This is a genomic window from Lysinibacillus sp. NPDC056185 (assembly GCF_047737915.1).
In the GTDB taxonomy this organism is placed as follows: domain Bacteria; phylum Bacillota; class Bacilli; order Bacillales_A; family Planococcaceae; genus Lysinibacillus.
This window is the reverse complement of sequence record NZ_JBLLLQ010000024.1, coordinates 40,854-63,759: the sequence shown is the minus strand read 5'-3', so window position 1 is coordinate 63,759 and position 22,906 is coordinate 40,854. Positions and strand designations below refer to the sequence as shown.

The 22,906-nt window shown below is 38.7% G+C and carries 21 protein-coding genes and 1 riboswitch; of the genes, 17 read left to right on the top strand and 4 right to left on the bottom strand.

The features are described 5' to 3' along the window. Window positions 1–11: 11 nt before the first annotated feature. From ACMZ42_RS20060 to ACMZ42_RS20025, 8 genes are all read left to right on the top strand, one after another. Entirely contained in the window at window positions 12–587 is a 576-nt protein-coding gene (locus ACMZ42_RS20060; RefSeq protein WP_415732531.1) for a bifunctional adenosylcobinamide kinase/adenosylcobinamide-phosphate guanylyltransferase, read from the top strand. Between the two features lie 23 nt (window positions 588–610). After that, the gene (gene cobS / locus ACMZ42_RS20055; protein ID WP_370078568.1) at window positions 611–1,387 is read left to right on the top strand and encodes an adenosylcobinamide-GDP ribazoletransferase; all 777 of its coding nucleotides are present in this window, start codon (window positions 611–613) and stop codon (window positions 1,385–1,387) included. After that, window positions 1,360–1,959, top strand: coding sequence for a histidine phosphatase family protein (locus ACMZ42_RS20050; RefSeq protein WP_415732530.1), 600 nt, complete (start codon window positions 1,360–1,362; stop codon window positions 1,957–1,959). The genes cobS and ACMZ42_RS20050 overlap by 28 nt, the downstream gene beginning before the upstream one ends. Further along, window positions 1,908–2,300 (top strand): bifunctional adenosylcobinamide kinase/adenosylcobinamide-phosphate guanylyltransferase, encoded by a 393-nt coding sequence (locus ACMZ42_RS20045; RefSeq protein WP_415732529.1) that lies wholly within the window; start codon window positions 1,908–1,910, stop codon window positions 2,298–2,300. Before ACMZ42_RS20050 ends, ACMZ42_RS20045 begins: the two co-directional genes overlap by 52 nt. Window positions 2,301–2,645: 345 nt before the next feature. Then, window positions 2,646–3,140: an ECF transporter S component gene (locus tag ACMZ42_RS20040; RefSeq protein ID WP_415732528.1), complete on the top strand. Its 495-nt coding sequence runs from the start codon at window positions 2,646–2,648 to the stop codon at window positions 3,138–3,140. Continuing rightward, window positions 3,137–3,820: a hypothetical protein gene (locus tag ACMZ42_RS20035; RefSeq protein ID WP_415732527.1), complete on the top strand. Its 684-nt coding sequence runs from the start codon at window positions 3,137–3,139 to the stop codon at window positions 3,818–3,820. Before ACMZ42_RS20040 ends, ACMZ42_RS20035 begins: the two co-directional genes overlap by 4 nt. A gap of 110 nt (window positions 3,821–3,930) precedes the next feature. Next, a riboswitch (cobalamin riboswitch) is annotated at window positions 3,931–4,118 on the top strand. A gap of 162 nt (window positions 4,119–4,280) precedes the next feature. Then, on the top strand, window positions 4,281–6,494 hold the full coding sequence (locus tag ACMZ42_RS20030) for a ribonucleoside-diphosphate reductase subunit alpha (RefSeq protein WP_415732526.1): 2,214 nt from the start codon (window positions 4,281–4,283) through the stop codon (window positions 6,492–6,494). 12 nt (window positions 6,495–6,506) lie between these two features. Beyond that, on the top strand, window positions 6,507–7,547 hold the full coding sequence (locus ACMZ42_RS20025; protein WP_370078580.1) for a ribonucleotide-diphosphate reductase subunit beta: 1,041 nt from the start codon (window positions 6,507–6,509) through the stop codon (window positions 7,545–7,547). Window positions 7,548–7,715: 168 nt separating this feature from the next. On the opposite strand, the gene ACMZ42_RS20020 is transcribed toward ACMZ42_RS20025, so the two are convergent. From ACMZ42_RS20020 to ACMZ42_RS20010, 3 genes are all read right to left on the bottom strand, one after another. Continuing rightward, entirely contained in the window at window positions 7,716–7,991 is a 276-nt protein-coding gene (locus tag ACMZ42_RS20020) for a DUF4190 domain-containing protein (RefSeq protein ID WP_370078582.1), read from the bottom strand. A gap of 46 nt (window positions 7,992–8,037) precedes the next feature. Continuing rightward, window positions 8,038–8,940, bottom strand: a complete 903-nt coding sequence (locus tag ACMZ42_RS20015) for a M23 family metallopeptidase (RefSeq protein WP_415732525.1) — start codon at window positions 8,938–8,940, stop codon at window positions 8,038–8,040. A 182-nt stretch (window positions 8,941–9,122) separates the two neighbouring features. Continuing rightward, window positions 9,123–10,184: a tetratricopeptide repeat protein gene (locus tag ACMZ42_RS20010; RefSeq protein ID WP_415732524.1), complete on the bottom strand. Its 1,062-nt coding sequence runs from the start codon at window positions 10,182–10,184 to the stop codon at window positions 9,123–9,125. A 314-nt stretch (window positions 10,185–10,498) separates the two neighbouring features. On the opposite strand from ACMZ42_RS20010, the gene ACMZ42_RS20005 reads away from it, so the two are divergent. The 6 genes from ACMZ42_RS20005 to ACMZ42_RS19980 all read left to right on the top strand — a co-directional run bounded on the left by ACMZ42_RS20005 (window position 10,499) and on the right by ACMZ42_RS19980 (window position 18,043). After that, a complete protein-coding gene (locus ACMZ42_RS20005) occupies window positions 10,499–12,232 on the top strand; it encodes an ABC transporter ATP-binding protein (protein WP_415732523.1) in 1,734 nt (577 codons plus the stop codon). Continuing rightward, window positions 12,229–14,040 carry an ABC transporter ATP-binding protein gene (locus ACMZ42_RS20000; RefSeq protein WP_402871782.1) on the top strand — a complete coding sequence of 604 codons (1,812 nt, stop codon included), beginning with the start codon at window positions 12,229–12,231 and terminating at the stop codon, window positions 14,038–14,040. Before ACMZ42_RS20005 ends, ACMZ42_RS20000 begins: the two co-directional genes overlap by 4 nt. Window positions 14,041–14,161: 121 nt before the next feature. Then, on the top strand, window positions 14,162–15,151 hold the full coding sequence (locus ACMZ42_RS19995; RefSeq protein ID WP_415732522.1) for an alpha/beta fold hydrolase: 990 nt from the start codon (window positions 14,162–14,164) through the stop codon (window positions 15,149–15,151). Then, window positions 15,151–15,822 (top strand): response regulator transcription factor, encoded by a 672-nt coding sequence (locus ACMZ42_RS19990; protein WP_402871779.1) that lies wholly within the window; start codon window positions 15,151–15,153, stop codon window positions 15,820–15,822. Before ACMZ42_RS19995 ends, ACMZ42_RS19990 begins: the two co-directional genes overlap by 1 nt. Continuing rightward, a complete protein-coding gene (locus ACMZ42_RS19985) occupies window positions 15,819–16,811 on the top strand; it encodes a histidine kinase dimerization/phospho-acceptor domain-containing protein (RefSeq protein ID WP_415732521.1) in 993 nt (330 codons plus the stop codon). The genes ACMZ42_RS19990 and ACMZ42_RS19985 overlap by 4 nt, the downstream gene beginning before the upstream one ends. Before the next feature lie 131 nt (window positions 16,812–16,942). Continuing rightward, window positions 16,943–18,043: a lactonase family protein gene (locus ACMZ42_RS19980; RefSeq protein WP_415732520.1), complete on the top strand. Its 1,101-nt coding sequence runs from the start codon at window positions 16,943–16,945 to the stop codon at window positions 18,041–18,043. Between the two features lie 613 nt (window positions 18,044–18,656). Here ACMZ42_RS19980 and ACMZ42_RS19975 read toward each other — a convergent pair. Continuing rightward, window positions 18,657–19,535: a LysR substrate-binding domain-containing protein gene (locus ACMZ42_RS19975; RefSeq protein ID WP_415732519.1), complete on the bottom strand. Its 879-nt coding sequence runs from the start codon at window positions 19,533–19,535 to the stop codon at window positions 18,657–18,659. 133 nt (window positions 19,536–19,668) lie between these two features. Between ACMZ42_RS19975 and ACMZ42_RS19970 the strand changes: the two genes are divergently transcribed. From ACMZ42_RS19970 to ACMZ42_RS19960, 3 genes are all read left to right on the top strand, one after another. After that, window positions 19,669–20,868, top strand: a complete 1,200-nt coding sequence (locus tag ACMZ42_RS19970) for an MFS transporter (RefSeq protein ID WP_370078602.1) — start codon at window positions 19,669–19,671, stop codon at window positions 20,866–20,868. A 149-nt stretch (window positions 20,869–21,017) separates the two neighbouring features. Beyond that, entirely contained in the window at window positions 21,018–22,028 is a 1,011-nt protein-coding gene (locus tag ACMZ42_RS19965; RefSeq protein WP_415732518.1) for an ATP-binding cassette domain-containing protein, read from the top strand. Further along, window positions 22,025–22,813, top strand: coding sequence for an ABC transporter permease (locus tag ACMZ42_RS19960; RefSeq protein WP_370078606.1), 789 nt, complete (start codon window positions 22,025–22,027; stop codon window positions 22,811–22,813). The genes ACMZ42_RS19965 and ACMZ42_RS19960 overlap by 4 nt, the downstream gene beginning before the upstream one ends. Window positions 22,814–22,906: the final 93 nt, after the last annotated feature.

Here is a 22,906-nt window from a genome sequence, read left to right as displayed (position 1 = left end):
GAGGCGTAACTATGCCACTGATTTTCATTACAGGGGGAGTACGCAGTGGTAAATCCCACTTTGCTGAAAAAGCGGCTGTTTCTCACTATCAAACAGCGTTTAAGCAAGCGCGACGACTTATTTATATTGCTTCTGGAGTAGCGTTGGACCATGAGATGGAGAAGCGAATAGTGCGCCATCAGGCAGATAGACGAGCACAAAATATTGAATGGCTGACGATAGAAGCACCTTATGACATTGCAAATACATTACGTAAACTGACTGATGGAGATGTTGTGTTATGGGACTGTGTTACGACATGGCTGACAAATGCTTTTTACGAGGGTTTTGGTACGGGAACTCCCTGTGTGGAACAACCTGGCTGTTTAGAACAAAAGCTTGATGTTTTAAAAAAGGCGGTAAAGACGTTACTTGAGAAAAGGGTGACGTTTTTTATCGTCTCAAACGAATTATTTGATGAGCCACCTTATTCTAGTGAGGAAGTAGAATTATATCGACAAATGCTTGGGAAATTACATCAATGGTTCGTTTTTATAGCGGATGAGGCATATGAAATAAATTATGGTGTCGTAAAGAAGTGGAAATAATAAATGAAGAAGGTGGCAAGACGATGAAAAATTTCTGGCATAGCATACAACTTGCGTTTCAATTTTTTACAGTTTTGCCAGTACATAAAGAAATTCCTTTAACGAAGGCAACGATTACCGGGATGTTCGCCTTTTTACCATGGATAGGGGCTCTTATGGGCACCGCAGTGGCGGCGGTGATCTATAGTTTAACAGAATGGACGGCAAGCAGTGAGGTTTTGCTTACTTTTGTGATTGTCGGATTATTTGCCTTATTTACAGGTGGTTTACATTTAGATGGTTTTATTGATATGGGAGATGCTTATTTTTCGTATCGAGATCGTGAGAAGCGGCTTGAAATTTTAGATGATCCACGTGTTGGCGCATTTGGAGTGCTGTCCGTGTTATTTCTAGTGCTTGGCAAATTTGTGATACTGCATGAGTTATTCGTGCAGCATAAGTTTGCACTATGGATGCCTGTGTTTATTCCGTTATTAACACGAGTAGGCATGAGCTTTTATTTTATGTCGCTCAAATGCTCAAAGGAAAAGGGGCTTGCCTACTTTTTTAAAACACATATTAAGCCGAGATCACTTATCTGCTTTATGCTTATCACATTAGTTGTGGCTTATAGTAGCTTGTTGTTTGTCATAGGTTTCTCCATTGTTCCATTAGTGTTGATGGCTGTATTAGCGATTGCCTTTTTAGTCTTTCGTCAATTTACAGTGCGCAACTTTGGTGGCGTTTCTGGAGATTTACTCGGTGCATCAATTGAAGGAATGGAGGTTGTATTGTGGGTGACGTTGTTATTGTGCACTTAATGAGACATGCACCAACAAAGGAAAATTTGGAGAAGCGTTATATCGGTTGGACAGATTCTTCATTAGCTGATGCATCTTTACTGAATACTGTAGATCCAGATGTCACGAAGGTGTATGGTAGTGATTTGCTGCGCTGTAGGGAAACAGCAGCCCATTATTTTCCGAATGCAACATATGTGTCTGATAGGAGATTTCGAGAATCGAACTTCGGGGAATTTGAAGGGCTTACATATGATGACTTAAAATCAGATAGTCGTTATTGTGCATGGTTAGATGACCCCGTTCAGTCACCGCCTCCAAAAGGAGAAGGCTTTGATGCTTTTTGTGCGCGTGTCATTGAAGGGTTTACGGCATTACCAAAAGACGAAGATGTTTATCATCTCGTTGTCCATGGTGGAGTTATTCGAGCACTTCTTGTAGAATTTGCACCGACTGAGCAAACTTTTTGGTCGTATCAAACACCGCATGATAAAATGTTTTCTTTAACGTTTACAAGAAAAGCTTGGGAGGAGGGAGCGCGATGCATGTCTTTATCGGAGGCGCCTATAGTGGAAAAACCGACTATGTCATGAACTTGCTTGCAGGTCAAAAAGTTGAGCTAGTAGATGGCAATCTACCTAATGACAGCCCAGCCTGTGATGTACTAGTTATTAAAAACATAGAGAAGTGGCTCGTGACACAAGATCTTGAGGAGGATGAACCCCTTGTCAAAACCATTTTGACAAGACTAAAGACTCTTGAAGAAAATTGTGCCGTCTATATAATAGTGACCGATATGGGGCGTGGAGTTGTGCCGATGGAAAAACAGGCACGATTGTTGCGTGATACATGTGGGCGTTTGTACCAGGCATTATTCGCTGAAGCTGAACAAGTCGTACGCATTTGGTACGGTATCGGGGAACAAATCAAATAATATAGTTTTAAAAAAATTTTATTAGGCTTTTCATTTTGGGGATAAGATTTCCAAGGACGTATGCTTTGTAAATAAGTTGATTGGAGTGGAGGTTGGGCGACTCCTTGGGGATTAGCAATAGAGGAACGAAGGCTAAAACCATCACGTCCTGTGATAACGCCTTCGTGACCAACATCGTGTTGGCCCGAGACCCTGCAGCGCAGCGGATGTTTTCTGTGCGAAAGCGTAGTGCTAACGTAGCGGCAGCAACGAAGCGGCTCATCGGACGCCCCCAGGAAAGCGCCCAACCGGAACGGAAATCAACCCCACGCTATTATAAAAAATTTAAAGAAAAGAGGAAATGGGATGGATCGACAAAGATTGATGAAATTGACGCTCACTGCCATGGTTGCGGCAATTTGTGCAGTGGGTGCAGTCATTAAAATTCCAACATTTATTTCAACTGCAGCGCTTGACTCTGCACCTGCATTGTTGAGCGTTGTCTTTTTATCTCCAGTATTAGCTGGGGTTGCGGGAGTCATTGGGCATTTTATTTCAGCCTTAACTACTGGCTTCCCTCTAGGGCCACTACATATTATTATCGCAGTAGAAATGTTTATTGTTGTATGGGTCTTTGGGGTCATGCATAAAAAAGGAATGCATTTCTGGAAATGGCCCGTGGCACTTATTTTAAATGGTGTTGTAGCACCTTTACCATTTTACTTTATCATTAGTCCGGCATTTTACTGGGCGTCACTGACTAGTCTTCCATTGGCAACACTCGTAAATCTAGTGATCGTTGCAATTGTGATGCCAATTCTGTCAAAGGTGTTTGTGCGTAAGGAAGGTCGAGTACATTGAGAAATGCAATAAAAATAGGTGAGCTGTTTGCTACAACAGATAATGCCGCAGCCATTGGCGAAAAACCACAAGATGTTGTGTCTGCTCCAGACAAACTAACGGCATACTTCACGGCGCGTGTTACTTTTTTAGAGCAGCTTGCTGCAAATGCTTTACCAAACCATATTTTACTCGCTAATTTTTCAGGAGATGCTGCATGGTCTCGTTATGTTGCAGGCATTCAGCAGGTTTTTGATGAGGCGGGTCTTAATTGTCCGCCAATAGACGGTAGTACAGAGTCGAATATGCCGACTCTACAATCAGGTTTGTCTATTACGATGCTAGGTGAGCAGCAAAAACGCACAGCAACTAAGCATGAACAGCTTAGTTGGTACACCTATGGATTACCGCTTGTAGGCAATGAAATCCTTGCTCAGCCTGAAGATGTCGCACAGCTCCAACCTATTTTTCAGGCGTGGAAAGAGGGGATTGTGCAGCAAGTATGGCCAGTTGGATCAAAAGGTCTACAAGCAGAATTTACCCGCCTTTTTAGCGAGCAACAGGTCAAAAGTTCGTTAGATGTTGAGAAATCGGCTGGTCCATGTGCAGTAGTTTTGCTAGGAATACAGCCAGAAAAAGAGCAGCTAGCACAAAAAAATTTTCCTAGAAATTTTGAAAAACTACGTAAAACTGCATTGTAATTGGGCTTGCTTCGAGAAAATGTAGCACTTTATAACTTGCAAGGGGCAAATCGCCTATTGCAACAATAAACACAATATGTTAGATTTGTTTAGGAGTTAAAACACAATATATAGTATTTTGGACGAGCGGTACCAATATGGTTTAAAAGGGAATTCGGAAAAAGAGTCATCTTAGGCCGAAGCTGTCCCCGCAACTGTAAGTGCTGACAAATGATGAGTAGGCCACTGTGAAGAACGGGAAGGTGATCATTTGGAGGAAGCATGAGCCAGGAGACCTGCCGATATGTTCAAGACAGCAACACATTCTTCGGGGATTGAGAAGTGGAGGCGAGAGATTTGTTCACTTCTTTGTGCGCTTATCCTTCATTTCCATTTCCGATTTTACTGCGATCACGTAACCGATAGATGTTGCGTGATCGCTTTTTGTGTTGCTGGAGAAGGAAAGGGAGAGAATGTGTACATGACAATTCAAATCGAACAGCAAATTGCTAAGCTCAAGAAAAATTACACGGAGGATGAACTCGAAAGTTTTGTAAGATTATCGGATCGATGGCTACGAAAAAACGACAATGCGACATTTGAAGCATGGGCGGATGCGATGATTTTACAAACGCTTAGCTTAATTGATGAGGAGGAGCCATACTGGACATTTGTCGCAGCTCAAATTTATTTAGAAAAACTATATGATCAATTTGCAACGCGTCGTGGTGTCTCAGTGAAAGATGTTTATAAGGTTTTCCCTGAACATTTAGCACACTATACAGAAGCTGGTTTGTATCATGAAAGTTTAACAACAAAGTATAGTGAGCAGGAGCTTCAGGAACTTGCTTCTTATCTAGAATCAAGTCGAGATGAGTTGTTTACGTATATAGGTTTAAAAACATTAATGGACCGTTATGTAGTCCGTGATTACACAAAAACACCAGTGGAGCTACCGCAGGAACGATGGATGGTCATTGCGATGACTCTGATGCAGGATGAAACTGAAAATCGTTTAGAAAAAGTGCGTGAATCTTACTGGGCAATGAGTAATTTATATATGACTGTTGCCACACCAACATTATCAAATGCAGGTAAAACACATGGACAGCTATCAAGTTGCTTTATCGATACAGTAGATGATAGTTTACAAAGCATTTATGACACGAATACAGATGTCGCAACATTATCGAAGTACGGCGGTGGTATTGGTGTTTATATGGGTAAAATTCGTAGCCGAGGCTCATCTATTAAAGGCTTTAAAGGTGCATCAAGTGGTGTTTTACCATGGATTAAACAACTTAATAATACGGCGGTTTCAGTCGATCAGCTTGGTCAACGACAAGGCGCTATTGCTGTCTATTTAGATGTTTGGCATAAAGACGTCTTTACGTTTTTAGATTTACGCTTAAACAATGGGGATGAACGTCTGCGTGCCCATGATATTTTCACAGGGCTATGCTTACCGGATTTATTTATGGAAACGGTAGAAGAGCGCGGGGAATGGCATTTATTTGACCCACATGAAGTGCGAGAAGTTATGGGCTTTTCACTAGAGGATTTCTATGATGAGAAAAAGGGTGACGGCTCTTTCCGTACTAAATATGAGGAATGTATCGCCAATCCATTGTTAAGTCGTGAAGTTGTACCAGCCATTGATATTATGAAGCGTATTATGCGCTCTCAGCTTGAAACAGGCGTGCCGTTTATGTTCTATCGAGATGAAGTCAATCGCATGAATCCGAATAAGCATGAAGGGATGGTTTACAGCTCGAACCTGTGTACAGAAATATTCCAAAATATGTCAGCTACTGAATTTGAGTCTATTACCCTTGAAGATGATGTCATCGTAACACGTCGCAAGCCTGGAGATTTCGTTGTATGTAACTTATCGTCTATCAATTTAGGTAGAGCAGTACCGGCTGGCGTTCTAGAACGATTAATCCCAGTTCAAGTACGTATGTTAGATAACGTTATTGCTCTAAATACAATTCCAGTAAAACAAGCAGAGCGTACGAACCTACGCTACCGTGGTATTGGACTTGGCACATTTGGCTGGCACCATTTATTAGCTTTGAAAGAAATTCAATGGGAGTCTGAGGAAGCTGTAGAGTTTGCGGACAAGCTATATGAAGAAATTGCGTATTTAACGATTCGTGCTTCTAACGATTTGGCATGTGAAAAAGGAGCTTACCCATTATTTGAAGGCTCAGATTGGCATACGGGTGCGTATTTTGACAAACGTGGCTATGACAGTCATAAATGGAATGCATTACGCGCCGCGGTTGCTGAGAAAGGTATGCGTAACGGCTATGTAATGGCAGTTGCACCGAACTCATCAACATCTATTTTAGCAGGCAGTACGGCTACGATTGATCCGATCTTCCAAAAGAGTTATTCAGAAGAGAAGAAGGATTACAAAATTCCAGTAACAGTACCTGATCTATCACCTGTGACAACTTGGTATTATAAATCTGCTTATTTCATCGATCAAAATTGGACAATCAAGCAAAATGCTGCACGAGCACGTCATATCGACCAAGGCATTTCACTTAATTTATACGTTCAAAATACGATTAAGGCGAAAGATTTACTAGCATTGCATATGAATGCTTGGGCGAGCGGTGTTAAAACGACTTATTATGTGCGCTCAACGTCTGTAGAATTGCTAGAATGTGAGTCTTGCGCGAGCTAGGAGGAAGTAACAATGACAACTATTACAAAACGACAAATTATGGATAAAGATGCACCGAACCGTTCAACAGGAATTGTCAACGGACGTTCTTCTAACATTTTAAACTGGGATGATGTGCGTTTTAGCTGGGCATATCCTAAGTATAAAAAAATGCTAGGGAACTTCTGGACACCGTTTGAAATTAATATGAGCAATGATGTCAAACAGTTTCCACAGCTATCAGCAGATGAACAGGAATCCTTTTTAAAAATCATTGGCTTGCTAGCACTATTAGATAGTGTACAAACCGATTTTGCGGGGAAAGTAGCGGATTATTTAACAGATTCAAGTTTAAATGCACTAATGATTATTTTAGCGCAACAAGAGGTAATCCATAATCACTCTTATTCCTACGTGCTATCAAGTATTGTCAACAAAGACGAACAGGATCGTACATTTGATTTTTGGCGTACAGAGCCAGTGCTAGAGCGTCGTAATGACTTCGTTATTAAGGGCTACCAAGCATTTTCAGAGGAGCCATCTGTTGAAAATATGCTAGAAGCGATTGTTTATGATGTGATTTTAGAAGGTTTATTCTTCTATTCTGGCTTTGCGTTCTTCTATCATTTAGCACGCAATCAAAAAATGGTGGCCTCGTCAACGATGATTAATTATATTAATCGTGATGAACAGCTACATGTCGATTTATTTGTGAAAATTTATCAGGAGCTATTAGAGGAATATCCTGAATACGATACACCTGAACGAGCAGCTCGTGTACAAGAAATCTTCCGTGAAGCCGTTCAACTAGAAATCGATTGGGCCAATGAAGTGATTGGCGATAAAATTGCTGGCCTCGATGTGGAAGATGTGCATGATTATGTACATTTCTATGCTAATGTACGCTGTAATCAGCTTGGCGTAGAGCGTCCATTTGAAGGCTATCGCAAAAATCCATTAAAGTGGGTTAAAGCGTATGAGGATGTTGATTTAGGGAAGACAGATTTCTTCGAGCAACGTTCTCGCCAGTATGTAAAGGTTAATGTAGAAGATAACGGCTTTGATGATTTGTAATGCCAAGTCCACCTCCATGTTGAAAAAACATGGAGGTGGATTTTTTTGTGAGAATAGGGGGGCCGCTTAAGTAAAAGAAAAAAATTGCTCGGGTCAAACAAACGGGTTCTGGGGACAAAAACAATAGAAATCGCACGAATTAAAAAAAGAGCACGAAATGTGCTCATGTTAGCCGTTATTATTTACCACCGTCATTGAGAAAAAGGCTACATACCCCAAAATCGCAAGGACTTGTAAAATAATCCCTATTATACTGCAAATTAAACCTGCAGTTGCTAATCCTCTACCATTTTCATTAGTTGTATTAATTTCTTTTACAGCTTTATTTGAAAAAACTATTCCGATGATGCCTAAGATCAAGCCAATAAAAGGTATAAACAATGATAGAATTCCAAGCGTTAAAGAAATTACAGAATTATTGTTTGTTTGATTTTTTTCAGACATTCGCTATCTGCCCTCTTTTAAGAATTTAAGCATTTTTTATTTATCGTTAATATGATCGTACTAAACTATTTCGCACTAAAAATCGATCATTAAATGTTATCGGTACACCTTTCCCATCCTTTTCGGCGTGAATATGTAAATGTGGTTCGCTTGTATTACCCGAGTTTCCTACTTTTCCAAGTATTTGGCCCGTTGTTACTTTATCGCCTTGTGCCACCACTACGCTGCCTTTTTTCATATGAGCTAATAAAACAGTAGCATTATGGTTCTCACATGAAAGAGTGACATGATTTCCCTCAGGATTTTCTGGATTAGATTTCGGAGGAGTGAGGTCAGGTAAATCATTTTGTATGTTGACTACTTTTCCGTTACAAGGACTATATAAATCATCTGCGAATATTTGATATTTATCTAATTGTTCTGGATATAGTCCACTTGCACGGGTTCCGAGCGTATTTAATTTTAAAATGTCTAAAGCATATTTTTGACCTGGATAGGCTTGATGATAGTTCATTAACACCTGATTGCCACCCTGTCCGACATAATAGGTGCCATCCTTAAGTGGGAAAGATAACTCAATTCCTTTTTCGGTTACTGTATAGCTTTTCACGACCAAAGCATTATAAGTACCAAAAACCAAAATAAGGACAATATAAATACCAATTGAAAACTTTTGAGATAGAGTATATTTTGTGGTAAACGGTAAATTTCTTACCCTTTTCCAAGAAAAAATGAAAGTGACAATCAAGAGAGCCAACCAAAGAAAGCGAACATAATATCCGACCCAACCCCAGTTTCCTGCTTGAAATAACCAAACGATTAGTGTTGCCGTCACCAATGAGTCCAACAACCATTCCAGTTTACTTTTAAAAGCAGCTTTCCATAGCGAAATAATAAAGCTGGCAGGTAATACGATTAGCATACCAATGGAATAAAAGATTGGAAGCACTATTTCTCATCCCCCTTTAGATGCTTTAATAGAATCTCTTACATTATTGGTAATATTTATATCATTCTAATTTTCATTTTAACATAGTGATAATAATTAAAGAACCTTTATCCGAGAGTTCAGCGTTCTTACATGAAAAAAGCCATATTAGCGTGATTCATGCTAACATGGCTTTTCTCTAGTTATTCAAAAAAATCGTCTTCGAAAAATGGTTGAATACCAGCTTCCTTTAAAAAGTATTTGTATTCAGTAGGGACGTCTAAAAGTGATTTGTTGGGAAGTAATACTTCATCTCTCAATCGTTGGACGAGAAGAGCATCTAATTCTGGAAACCATTTTTCATATGGTACTTTTCTTTCTTCTTCAATAGAAATAAAAAACCTAATCATATAGTTAAACATCACAGGGAAATCTTGTTTAATTTGTTGATGATGAGCAACGAAGGCTTCAATGTAATTATTCAATTCATAAAACGGTTCATTTGGATCATATCCATATAAATATTTTCGATCGTGCTGTGGAATAAAAGTAAAGCCACTGAGAGCATGCCATGCACCGAGCATTACTGTAAAAGCGGCGAGGGCACATCTCCGTGTTTCTAAATCTCGATCATTAAAAAAGCGATAATATTCATCATACTCAAAACCTCCACTAGTATAAAAACCTCCAATACCAAAACCTTTAAGACCCTCTGTTACTTTTTCTACAATAGATTTTGTAGAAGGCTGTAATTGCTGATTTTTATCAAGTGTGATAATTTCATCGCTACTAGAATCTAATCGATGACCTAAATAAGTAATTGTTCGATAGTACGTTAATATATCTTGATCAGTTGTCGTATAAGCGATGTTGCTAATTAAGAAACCCATTGCTTCAGCATGCTCTCCTAAGTTATATAATGACATCGCGTAAAATATTTTCATTTGTTCTTTTTTCGGAAATTTACTCAACGCTTCTAAGTATAGCTTTTTCGCCTCTACAAAGCGTTCGTGTGTTCGATAAATGCAGCCTAATTTGATAAATGCGTCCTCTAGTTCATCATCTGCTAAGCCTAATTCAATCGCCTTCTCATAAAATGGCATTGCCTTTGTTTCTTCAGCTAAAATATCAAAGCTTCGTGCACATTGAAAGTGGAGGGAAGGATTGAGTGGATCATTTGATAATAATGTCAAAAACATTTCTTTCGATTCTTGTAGTTTTCCTTGGCTTCGTAGTTGTAATGCTCTATGTATTGTGTTTTCCATGATTCATCCTCGTTTCTGCTTTGATTTAAGTGCTCATATCAAAAATTTATTGCAGTGGGCAACTGGACGCCCTCAGGAAAGCGCTCAGTCGGAACAGAATTCAGCCTTAAGTTATGATGATGAGCCAATTAATCACCTATAATTATTATACTGGAAAAATAGGATAAAACATCCTTTTATTTAAGCTAGAAGTTCATTTACATGATTAAACGTGTCCCGAATATTACGAAACACGAAAAAATTAATTACCATTTGAGAATGATTTTCAGTTATAATTAAGAGCGGATGTGAAAGAAAAGAACGGAGACGAAAGAATGCAGGCAATTAAACAGTTAGGAGGGTTTTTAGGGCCCTATAAATTTTTTACCTTGATTGCGCCATTATTAATGGTACTAGAGGTAACGATGGATTTACTTCAGCCGACTATTATGCAGCATATGATTGATACGGGTATTGCTAATGGCGACAATCCATATGTGTTAAAAATGTTCGTCTGGATGCTAATGAGTGCAGTGTTTGGACTTGTTGGTGGGATTGGCTGCTCCTATTATAGTTCGAAGGCAGCGATCCATTTTGCATCGGATGTTCGTCAGTCACTGTATGAAAAAATGATGACGTATTCGGCAAAGGAACGTGACGCTTTTACAACAGGGAAGCTTATTACGATTTTAACGAATGATGTGGAAAGTGTTCAGCGTGCGTTTATGATGACATTGCGTATTTTTGTACGTGGTCCTCTATTATTTATTGGAGCGGTCATTATTGTTTTTGTGACGGCACGTGAGCTATTTTCGATCCTACTTATTATTGTGCCGATATTGATTATTGCGATGTACTTTTTCACAAAGTACTCAGGTGTCCTATACCGTAGAGTGCAGGAGGCAATTGATGGTGTTAATACGAAGCTTCAGGAAAATTTAGCGGGGATTCGTGTTGTGAAGGCGTTCCGTCGTGAAACGCAACAAATTGAACAATTTAGTGAGCTTAATGATACGCTGACGAAGCGCTTTATTACAGCCGAGCAAATTGTTGGCGTACTTGTGCCGTTTACGATGTTCGTTGTTAATCTAGGAATTGTAGCAGTGCTTTGGCTTGGGGCAATTAAAGTAGAAGCCGGTACATTACAAGTTGGGGTCATTCTAGCTTTTATTAATTATTTAACGATTATACTTAATGGTTTGATGACTTCTAGCATGGTGCTAATGCAAATTGCACGTGCTATTCCTTCAGGGGAGCGTATCGTAGACGTCTTAAATAAAGAAGTAGCGGTTAAGGAAGCGGAAAATCCACTTACATCGCCAATTCAAGGGGCGATTGACTTTCAAAATGTGAGCTATCGTTATTATGAATCGGCTGAGGATGTGCTAAAAAATATTACATTTTCCGTAAAGCCGGGGCAAACGGTGGGTCTGATCGGAAAAACAGGTAGTGGAAAATCAACGCTAGTGAAGTTATTACCACGTTTATTTGATCCAACAAGTGGAGAAATACACTTGGATGGAAAGCCTCTAAAGGATTATGCATTATCCACTTTACGCAAACATATCGGCTTTACCTCTCAAAAAGCATTACTGTTCTCAGGTGCAATTGACAATAATATCCGTCTTGGCAAAGAGGATGCAACGTCAGAGGAAATTCAGCAAGCTCTAGATGCAGCATGTGCCACTGAATTTGTGGACCGGTTGGATAAAGGCTTAGCATATGAACTTTCACAGGGGGCAACCAATCTCTCTGGCGGTCAAAAGCAGCGATTGGCGTTAACGCGTGCACTCGTCAGACAACCTGCCATTTTAGTGCTGGATGATACAACATCTGCTCTTGATAGCTCCTCTGAAAAACATGTCCAGCAAGCTATAAGCAATGAATATCAAGACACAACGACGTTTATCGTAGCGTCTAAAATTGCTTCTATTCAACAGGCGGACCTGATTCTAGTAGTAGAGGACGGCGAAATTGTTGGTCAAGGTACACATCAACAGTTATTGCAGAATAACAAACCTTACCAAGCAATTTACGCTTCACAGCAAAAGGCTGGTGTACAACAATGAGTAAAAGTCAACCAAAGCAAATGAATTTCGGACGTGGTCCACGTATGGCTGGGCCAGCTGAGAAGGCTGAAAATCAAAAAGCAACGATTAATCGTGTGTGGCAATATGTGAAGCAACAAAAAATAGGCCTTTATTTTTCTATCTTTTTTGTAGTAGCTTCTACATTTTTAAGCTTAGCAGGGCCGTACTTAATTGGACATATCGTTGATGAATATATTATGAAAAAGGACATTGCTGGTACGATTCGTCTAGGTGTTGTGCTAGCAGTTATCTATACTGCAGCGTCTATTTTTACTTGGCTACAAACATATGTCATGATTCATGTGGCGATGAAAACTATTCGAACATTGCGACTGGAACTATTTAAAAAGCTACAAACATTAACACTGAGATTTTTCGATCAGCGAGCGCTCGGTGATTTAATGAGCCGTGTAACGAATGATATTGATAATTTAAATACGGCACTTGCACAAAGTGTGACACAAATCGTATCGTCGGTCCTAACGGTAATCGGTGTTAGTATTGCTATGTTCTCGCTTAGTTGGCAGCTAGCAATCGTGACGTTGATCATTATTCCACTCATTGTTTTTACGACGAAGCAAATTGTCAAACGTAGTAGTAAAAACTATGCGGCACGTCAACGTGATTTAGGAAAGCTGAACGGTACGATTGAGGAGATGATTACGGGGGCGGAGGTTGTGACGCTTTTTGGAACAGAACAACAAACGATTGAGACGTTCCATAAACAGAATGAAAATCTCCGTAACTCGGCACAGCGAGCAGAAATTACTTCTGGTCTACTCGGGCCTATTAATAACTTTATGAATAACTTAGGTTTAGCTGTTGTTATTGGTACAGGAGCATTTTTATCGGTAAAAGGAATCGTTTCAATTGGGGTTATCGCCGCATTTGTCACGTATACACGTCAATTTTTCCGTCCGCTGAATCAGCTATCTAACCTTTTGAATACTTTCCAGTCAGCGATTGCTGGGGCCGAACGAGTCTTCGAAATTTTAGATGAACCTTCGGAAGTAGCTGATAAAAAGCATGCCATTGATTGTCAAAGTTTAAAAGGGGACGTGTCATTTCAACATGTATCCTTCAGCTATGTACCAGAGAAGCCAGTACTGAAAAATATTAGCTTCCATGCCAAGGCTGGTGAAACTATTGCACTTGTTGGCCCAACCGGATCAGGGAAAACAACGATAATCAATTTGTTAACTCGTTTTTATGATGTCGATGCAGGTGAAATTTTGATTGATGGTCATAACATTGAGGACTTTAAAATGGCAACGATCCGTCAACGAGTGGGTGTTGTATTGCAGGATACGTATTTATTTTCCGGAACGATTCGAGAAAATATTCGTTTCGGTAAACTGGATGCTACAGATGAAGAGGTGGAAGAAGCGGCGAAAATCGCGAATGCGCACAACTTCATTAAATATTTACCAGCACAATACGATACACCTGTACAGGCAGGTGGGGCGAACTTAAGTCAAGGTCAACGACAATTATTGGCTATTGCCCGGGAAATTTTAGAAAATTCGGATATTTTGATTTTAGATGAAGCTACATCCAGTGTGGATACGCAAACAGAGGTCGATATTCAAAAAGGTCTCCAGCATTTAATGCAGGGGCGCACAAGCTTTGTTATTGCGCACCGTCTAAAAACAATCGAAAATGCTGACCAAATTCTTGTTATTCAACAAGGTGAAATTGTTGAGCAGGGCAATCACGAGCAGCTCATGAAAAAACAAGGCATTTATAGTAATCTCCAACAAAAACTTTTGCTGGAGCAAGTGGAATAATAATATAGAAGGTTGTCTATTAAGTAAGCTTAATAGACAGCTTTTTATTTTCTGCAAAAAATTTATGGGAAATTTATTTTTATTGTTTATCCTTTTCATTATCAACTGAGAGGGGAAATTTATGAAAAAAATGTTTAAGAAAATAGTCATCTACTTTATCGCGTTCATGCTTATTGGACTAGTGGCGATATTCAGCTATCATCGATATCAGCTAAGTAAGGAATCCAAACTTTTAGATATTAAAGGAACACTTGTTGAGGTCGATCATCAAAAAATCAATGTTTACACTGAGGGGGATGGTCAGGAAACTTATGTGTTTATGGCAGGCTCAGGGGTTGCAGCACCTATTTATGAAATGAAAGGACTGTACAGTAAATTTTCTCAAGAACATAAGATTGCTGTTATTGAAAGAGCGGGATATGGCTATAGCGATGTCTCGAAGGACGAACGAGATGTTGATACAATGTTAGCACAGATGAGGGAAGCGCTCCTGAAAAGTGGGAATAAGCCTCCTTATATATTAGTACCTCATTCCATTTCAGGGGTTGAAGCTATTTATTGGGCTCAAAAATATCCTGAAGAAATTAAGGGGATTATTGCGCTTGATATTGGTTTGCCAAGTCAATATGTGGAGCATAAAATGGGAGTAGTCGATTTATGGACTGTTAGGGGAATGAATTTGCTAACGAAATTGGGCGTACATCGTTTAACACCTTCGCAAGTGTATAATCCAGAAGTAATAAAACAATCGTTTTTAACGGGGGAAGAAAAAGAAATTTATAAAGCACTATCCTATAAACAAGTTTTTAATAATGATATGAAAAATGAGCTACTACATGTGTATGAAAATAGTTTAAAATCAGAAGAGCTTCCGAAACCAAAAGACACTCCGATATTATTAATAGATGCCATTGCTGAACAAAATAAAGATTTGGAATTTACGAAGTACCATCGCCAGAAATATGCTGAATTTGCCGAGCAAATTAATATAGCGGAAGTGAAAGAAATAAGTGGTACTCATAGTATTTATTTATATAAACCTGATGAAATTTATAATCTTGCGATAGAATTTATGAAGACAAAAGTTGGCAACAAAGAAAGGTCGAGGTAATGAAAGGATTTACAATTTTAATAGTAGAAGACGACCAAATGATTGGCGATTTGATGCAAAAAATACTACAACGTGAAGGTTACGACGTTGTATGGAAAACTGATGGACGAGAAATTATGAATCTTATCCATCAAATCGATTTAGTCATAATGGACATTATGCTTCCAGGGGAGGATGGCTATCAGCTAACAAAGAACATTAAAAGCTTAGGCTTAAATATCCCCATTATTTTTCTTTCGGCTCGTAACGATATAGAGAGCAAGCTTCAAGGGTTAACAGTTGGTGAAGATTATATGACAAAACCATTTGATCCGAGAGAGCTCCTTTTAAGAATGCAGAAAATGCTAGAGCAGCAATATGGAACATTTACGCAAATCCAGCATCTATTAATTGATACCGAACATCGTAAATTATTTAAAAATAATATACATGATGAAATTTCATTAACAGCAATCGAACGTAAAATCTTCTTTTATTTATTTGACAACAAGGATAGGGTGTTAACGAAGGATCACTTTTTTGACTATTTATGGCCACTTGAAGATCGAAATCAAAATATCATCAATGTTCACATCAAAAAGATTAGAACGAAAATGAATGATTCATCAGGTACCATCCTACAAAATATTTACGGAGAAGGGTATAGATTAAATACCTACATAAAGAAATGACATTAAAAACAAAATATCGATTATTATTATTTACTGCTATAGTTAGTGTTCCAATCGTCTTGTTAGGGATTAGTGTGTCGATGTCTATTATTTACGAATTTGCTTTTAAAACTAGAAATAAAGGCACTCCATTCCATGAATCTTTCGCCTATCCAACGATGCTGATTGTGTTCTTCCTATCCTTATGTTTGCTAGCATTTTTATTTTCGAAATCGATCAATTCATTACTAGCGAAAATTAATATGCTAAACAAAACGATTCGTGACTTAGCGAGTAATGAAAGAACACCGAGTACATTAGAGGCTGGCAGTGAGGATGAAATTGGACAGCTAATTCAGTCGGTGAATATACTAATTGAGCGAACTACTTATCGGGAATTAGAGCTTAAACAACAGCAAGAGCAACAAAAAGAGCTACTACAAAAGCTGAGGCACGACATTAATACACCATTAACAGCGCTCCGTTTACAATTATTTTATCTAGAAGATTACTATAAGGAACAACCAAAATTGGTAGAATCCTTGAATGAGCAAATACAGTATATCGCTAGCTTAACGAATGAATTTAATTTGCAGTCCTTAGACGCTATTGAGAATTCTTATATAGTGACGGAACAAGTACAACTCGCGATACTGTTAGAAACGATGATAAAAAAATGGAGCTATTTATATAGAATGCATAACATTGAATTAATCTATCATCCAGAGGATACTCATTTAGCATGGACTAGTAATGAGCTATGGCTTCAACGAATGTTCGATAATGTGTTCCAAAATACATTGAAACATTCCAATGCTACGAAGCTTGAGATAACAATAACAGATAGTATGATTTTCATGATTGATAACGGTATTGGCTTTGAACAAAATCGTTTAAGTGGGGGTCTAGGTTTGAAGATCATTGATGACATCGCTAGAATTCTTCAAGTAAGCTATTCACTTCATTCAACCGAAGAAGGGACATCATTTTGTTTTTCTATTTCAACATAAAAACAACGGCTTTTTCATTTTGCCGTTGTTTTTTATTACGTCGAAAAAAGTTAGTTGATGTTTTTAAATAAAAAACAGGGAATTGAAACCGTTAAAGAACCATATAAAGCTATAAAAGGAGGAAAGTTTATATGAACAAAAATTCCCCTGCAAGTGTAAGTATGGTTTACATGATGACGAATAATGAAGTCATGAATCAAGTCATTGCCTTTTACAGGGACACAAATGGAATGCTCGCCTTTGTGGGTGCCTATCCAACTAATGGTAGAGGTACTGGCATAAGGAAAGTCTCAGCGGCAACCCCAAACAATGGTGTCGATCCCCTGACGTCACAAGGAGCATTAACCTTATCCCGTGATGGTCGTTTTCTTCTCGCAGTGAACGCAGGCAGCCATAGTATCAGCAGTTTTATCATTAGTGACAGCGGTGTACCCGTTCTCGTTGACGTGCAGCCATCGGGAGGTGCTCAGCCAAATAGTGTAGATGTGTTTGGTGATTTTATCTATGTTGCCAATGTAGGGTATGGCACAAACAATTTTGCATCTAACATCATGGGTTTTCGCATAGATGAACACGGGCGCCTTACTCCAATTGCTGGCTCCTCACGTTCTCTCAGCACTTTCGATGCTGAGCCCGCTCAGGTTCTTTTCACACGTGATGGCAGTAAGCTTCTAGTAACCGAGTATACTACAAACCGTCTTAGCGTTTTCAACGTAAATCAAAATGGTACAGTTTCAGAACCAATCGTTAATGATTCATATGGTGACGGTCCATTAGGTGCCTATTTTCTATCCTCTGGAATCCTCTTAGTTACTGAAGCGAGTTCAAATGCCCTGTCATCCTATTCAATGAACAACGACGGGATTCTCCATGTGATCAGTGGCTCTGTACCAAACGGATATAAAACTGCATGCTGGGTAATCACAACTAGAGATGAACGTTTTGCATTCATAACAAATACTTTAAGTGGCACTATTTCCACCTACCGAATCGATCCCAATGGTGAACTGTCAGTGGCAGGGCATATTACTAGTACACCGCAAGGTACAGCTCCAGGACTGCCAATGGATGTTGGAGTGAGCAAAGATGGGCGGCATTTTTACACCCTGAACGGAAATCAAGGAACAGTCTCCGTATTTGCTATTCAAGGGGATGGAAGTCTAGTTAGATTGCAGGTTGCTGCATGGACTCAACTCCCTTATTTTGGCTCGCAGGGATTAGCGGTTCTTTGACTTTAAGTTGAGCGATAAAAAGTTAAGTTGGGTGATGAATTTTAAAAGTTAGGTGATAAATTAAAAAAGTTGGTTGATAAATAAAAAAAGTTAGGCGATAAATTAAAGTTGGTAGATAAATTTAAAAAGTTGGTAGATAAATTTAAAAAGTTGGTAGATAAATTTAAAAAGTTGGTATATAAATTTTAAAAGTTAGTAGATAAATTAAAAAAGTTAGTAGATAAATTAAAAAAGTTAGTAGATAAATAAAAAAGTTGGTAGATAAATTTAAAAAGTTAGGTGATAAATTAAATTGGTTGATAAATTTAAAAAGTTGGTTGATAAATTAAAAAAGTTGGTAGATAAATTAAAAAAGTTGGTTGATAAATTAAAAAAGTTGGTTGATAAATAAAAAAAGTTGGTAGATAAATTTAAAAAGTTGGTTGATAAATAAAAAAGATTAGGCGATAAATTAAAGTTGGTTGATAAATTTTAAAAGTTAGTAGATAAATTAAAAAAGTTAGTAGATAAATTAAAAAAGTTAGTAGATAAATTAAAGTTGGTTGATAAATTTTAAAAGTTAAGCGATAAATTTAAAAATTGTTCCGATAAATCACTAGAAGGCCCTATCGAACTAGCTTCGTTCGATAGGGTCTTCCAGCAACAATGATTCAATTACATGTTTTAATTGGAAAATAGATGTTTGTTGACTTGCGTTCTTCTTGTAAATAAAGACAGTCTCGATCACTTTATTTAACTGCGGCAAATCGTAATAGTGAATGTTGGAGTAGTTATAAAGGTCAATTAGTTTTGTATTTAACACAGCAATCGTATTGTCAATTTGTAGGAAATCGAGGATACTGCTGACCGATTTTATTTCTTTCATCGTAAATGGAACTTCATTCTTTTTTAACCATTCTGCCATCGCCCGTGTATACATGCAGCCTCTACTTAACACAAGGAGTGTGACAGGCGAACGTTTCCCAAAATCAATAATATGTGAATCGTTCGAAATGACTTCAAATGTTTCTGTTGCAATCATGTCATAATTTACATCAGGGTAGTGTTTAATAGGATTACTCGTCAGTGCACAATCCATTTCGGCATTATGTATTTTTTCATTTAAGGAAGTGCTAGACTCCACAGTGAAATCGACATCTAAAGGAATATTATTTGTCTGCAAGGCATTCATAATGGATGCGCCATAAATTTTAATCGTTGTATGAGAAGTGCCAAGGGTAACTTTCGACTTAGTTTGTGTCAAACCAATCTCTTGTAAAAATTCATCGTACTCCTGTGTAATAAGCTTTAGAAATTTTAAATATTGTGTCCCTACATTTGTAATCTTCAAGCCCTGCGGTGTACGCTTAAACACCTCCTGACCAATCTCTCCCTCCATTTTCTTCACTTTAGAGGTTAAGGCAGATTGCGTATAATTCGTAATTTCAGCGGATTTACTAAGATTTTGCCTCTCTAAAATTTCGATTTTTAATGCTATTTCTTCTATGTTCATGTTGTATGTCACACACCTATAAAATTTTTTGATAGCTACTATCATTTTCCTCCATTTTACGCATTCATTGAGCAAGCGTAAACTCAAATACGTAAAGTTAATGAATCAGTGAAACAGCATTGGAGGAATTTTTATGAATACATATTATAAATGGATCATCGTATTAGTAGCGACACTGTCCCAAACTGCGGCAACTTTTGTGACGTACGGCATGGGGCCAATTGCTACATTTTATCAAATTGAATGGGATTTATCATCGTTTCAAACAGGTTTTATCGTTTCTGCTGTTAATATTGGGCCAATTTTTTCGATGATGCTGTTCGGCTATTTAATGGATAAAAGAGGAGAAAAACAAATTATCGGATGGGGCTCTATTTTATTAGGGTTCTCAGCTTTACTTCTCATGTTGGTCAATAATTATGCAGTGTTGTTATTTTTATTATTAATCGTGGGCGTATGGTACGGAAGTGCACAAACAGGGGGCAGCACCGCAATTGTGAAATGGTTTCCAGACAAACATCGCGGACTAGCGATTGGCATTCGACAAACAGGCATTCCTATCGGTGGAGCTTTAGCGTCAGCCATTCTCACATATATGTACTATCATCATAGCCTAATATCGGTACATCTTGTACAAGGATTGGTGGCTATTGCTGGTGGATTGCTTTTTTTACTGATTTATCAGGAGCCTAAAAATCGCGAAGCAGTAGCTACAACCTCTGTCACTTTTAAAGAGAAGCTAGAAGCTATTAAAAATAATAAAGATTTATATCCAATCTATATTGTTGGGATTGTGATGATGACGTTACAAATGATACTCGTTGCTCATTTCATGAGTTATTTACATCAAGAAGGAGGTTATTCCTTAACAGAGGCGGGGCAATATTTAAGCGTTGTATTAATTGGTGGAATGATTGGAAGGGTAGCAATTGCGTGGATTAGTGATCAATTTTTTGCGCAGAAGCGGGAATTTTTATTAATGATCGTAATGGCTAGTGCAGTTATTCTTATCGTCATATTGCCGCTTATGCTACATGCAAAAATGTTGATGCTATTAGGTTGTTTCTTATTAGGCTTCGTAGCACTTGGCTGGTATTCACTGTTTATCGCTTGTGTAACAGAGCAATCGAATCCACAATATGTTGGTCTAACTGTAAGTGCAGCCTTGACGTTGAATCAGTTATTTATTGTGATCGCCCCTTCGTTATTTGGATTCATGGTAACTTTTTTTGCAAGTTATCAATTGGCGCTGGACATTGTAGCCATATTTGTCGCTCTCGGTGCAATGAATTTATATAGAGTGACCCAAAACAAAAACGCTGTAGTATCGTAGCAAAAATAAACCCAAATTCGGTTCACATTCAGTTCATATATTTGTTGTATTATCCGTTTATAGACAACATCTATGAAAAACTTAGAAAAGTGATTTTCATCTGTTTCAAGAAAAATGAAACGGTGGAAATAAGCGAAGGAGGAAATACAATGAATAGAATGGAAAGCACGATAGGGAATAGTGAATGGGCCATTGAAGCACATGGTCTCATCAAACATTTTGGAGGAAATCGTGCTGTTGATGGTGTCGATCTAAACGTACGTGCTGGCACTATCTATGGTGTACTTGGCCCTAACGGAGCGGGAAAGACTACTACGATCAGAATGCTCGCAACCCTTCTACGAGCAGATGCGGGGTCGGCACGAATATTCGGTTATGACATAGTGAAAGAGCCTCACATTGTCCGTCAATTAATTGGAGTCACTGGTCAGTATGCTTCGGTTGACGAGTCACTTAGTGCAACGGAAAATTTGATAATCTTCTCTCGTTTGCTAGGATTGGGACGTACAGAGGCTCGAAATAAAGCAGCTGAATTACTGGAAGAGTTCGGTTTATCAGAAGCTGCCAAACGTCCTTTGAAAAATTTCTCTGGTGGTATGCGACGTCGCTTGGACTTGGCTGCAAGTCTTATCGCACAGCCACCATTGATTTTCTTAGATGAGCCGACTACAGGGTTAGACCCTCGAACACGCAATCAAATGTGGGACACAATCCGTCGATTAGTAGATACAGGATCAACCGTCCTATTAACGACACAGTATTTGCAAGAGGTTGATGAACTGGCAGATCGACTTGCCGTTATTGATCATGGCCGAGTTGTTGCGGAGGGAACGGTCGATGAGCTAAAGGCATCTGTAGGTACATCATCTTTACATTTGAACATTCAAAATCCTCAGGAGATCATAGTTGCTCGTGAAACCGTAGAACAAATACTCGACGTAAAAACAACAGTTTCACAGGATATTGGGAAGATTACGGCCCCGATGGCAAATGTTGATGCTGTTACTGATTTACTAATTGCACTTCGCCAAAAAGGAATCCAGCTTGACGAGTTTAGTGTACAAAAACCGACCTTAGATGAAGTGTTTTTGACCATTACTGGTGAGAATGTTTCCCAAGAACTCAAAGGCTCTGAGCAAGTAGAGGGGGAAAGAGTATGAAAAGTCAATTGCTAAAGAAGCCGAGCTTCAATCAATCTTTAAGAAATTCGTTAACGATGGCCTATCGAGGCGTATTAAAAATTCGACGTACACCTGAGCAATTATTTGACGTAACGCTTCAGCCGATTATTTTCACTCTCATGTTCACCTACATTTTTGGGGGAGCCATTTCGGGCAATGTGCAAAACTATTTGCCAGTCATCATTCCAGGAATTCTCGTGCAAACGGTCATCACTACCTCAATCGTTACAGGAGTCCAATTGCGGGAAGATATGGATAAAGGGGTGTTTGATCGATTTAAATCACTACCGATTGCCCGCATTGCTCCACTGGCAGGGGCCCTATTGGCGGATACTATTCGTTATACAATTGCAACTGTACTTACTTTTACTATGGGATATATCATGGGGTATCGACCAGAAGGTGGATTTGGTTACGTTGTACTTGCGGGGCTTTTAGTTATTGTCTGTGCCTGGGCTATTAGCTGGATTTTTGCCTTCTTTGGTGTCATTGCACGTACAGCTTCGAGTGTACAGGGAATTTCCATGCTCGTTCTGTTTCCACTGACATTTCTTTCTAACGCTTTTGTTCCAGCAGAGACTTTGCCAAATTTCCTGCAGTGGTTTGTGAAATTTAATCCAATTTCACATCTCGTCACAGCCGTTAGAGAACTTGCAAATTCAGGAACTATAGGTTGGGATTTGTCAGCTTCACTTATTGGAGCGGCAATTGTTGTCATCATTTTTGCACCACTGACAGTTCGTGCTTATATGCGTAGAACATAAGAAAAATCCTTAAAGAGTGTGTTTTGATCAAGCAATTGTCAAAACACGCTTTTTATTTTGGATTGTTGCGAGAATTAAAGTTGTAACTGTTGC

Excerpts from the sequence above, each read along its gene's own strand:
- ACMZ42_RS20060 (WP_415732531.1), top strand. The coding sequence starts at position 12 with ATGCCACTGATTTTCATTACAGGGGGAGTACGCAGTGGTAAATCCCAC.
- cobS (WP_370078568.1), top strand. The coding sequence starts at position 611 with ATGAAAAATTTCTGGCATAGCATACAACTTGCGTTTCAATTTTTTACA.
- ACMZ42_RS20045 (WP_415732529.1), top strand. The coding sequence starts at position 1,908 with ATGCATGTCTTTATCGGAGGCGCCTATAGTGGAAAAACCGACTATGTC.
- ACMZ42_RS20040 (WP_415732528.1), top strand. The coding sequence starts at position 2,646 with ATGGATCGACAAAGATTGATGAAATTGACGCTCACTGCCATGGTTGCG.
- ACMZ42_RS20030 (WP_415732526.1), top strand. The coding sequence starts at position 4,281 with ATGACAATTCAAATCGAACAGCAAATTGCTAAGCTCAAGAAAAATTAC.
- ACMZ42_RS20025 (WP_370078580.1), top strand. The coding sequence starts at position 6,507 with ATGACAACTATTACAAAACGACAAATTATGGATAAAGATGCACCGAAC.
- ACMZ42_RS20020 (WP_370078582.1), bottom strand. The coding sequence starts at position 7,991 with ATGTCTGAAAAAAATCAAACAAACAATAATTCTGTAATTTCTTTAACG.
- ACMZ42_RS20010 (WP_415732524.1), bottom strand. The coding sequence starts at position 10,184 with ATGGAAAACACAATACATAGAGCATTACAACTACGAAGCCAAGGAAAA.
- ACMZ42_RS20005 (WP_415732523.1), top strand. The coding sequence starts at position 10,499 with ATGCAGGCAATTAAACAGTTAGGAGGGTTTTTAGGGCCCTATAAATTT.
- ACMZ42_RS20000 (WP_402871782.1), top strand. The coding sequence starts at position 12,229 with ATGAGTAAAAGTCAACCAAAGCAAATGAATTTCGGACGTGGTCCACGT.
- ACMZ42_RS19995 (WP_415732522.1), top strand. The coding sequence starts at position 14,162 with ATGAAAAAAATGTTTAAGAAAATAGTCATCTACTTTATCGCGTTCATG.
- ACMZ42_RS19990 (WP_402871779.1), top strand. The coding sequence starts at position 15,151 with ATGAAAGGATTTACAATTTTAATAGTAGAAGACGACCAAATGATTGGC.
- ACMZ42_RS19985 (WP_415732521.1), top strand. The coding sequence starts at position 15,819 with ATGACATTAAAAACAAAATATCGATTATTATTATTTACTGCTATAGTT.
- ACMZ42_RS19980 (WP_415732520.1), top strand. The coding sequence starts at position 16,943 with ATGAACAAAAATTCCCCTGCAAGTGTAAGTATGGTTTACATGATGACG.
- ACMZ42_RS19975 (WP_415732519.1), bottom strand. The coding sequence starts at position 19,535 with ATGAACATAGAAGAAATAGCATTAAAAATCGAAATTTTAGAGAGGCAA.
- ACMZ42_RS19970 (WP_370078602.1), top strand. The coding sequence starts at position 19,669 with ATGAATACATATTATAAATGGATCATCGTATTAGTAGCGACACTGTCC.
- ACMZ42_RS19965 (WP_415732518.1), top strand. The coding sequence starts at position 21,018 with ATGAATAGAATGGAAAGCACGATAGGGAATAGTGAATGGGCCATTGAA.
- ACMZ42_RS19960 (WP_370078606.1), top strand. The coding sequence starts at position 22,025 with ATGAAAAGTCAATTGCTAAAGAAGCCGAGCTTCAATCAATCTTTAAGA.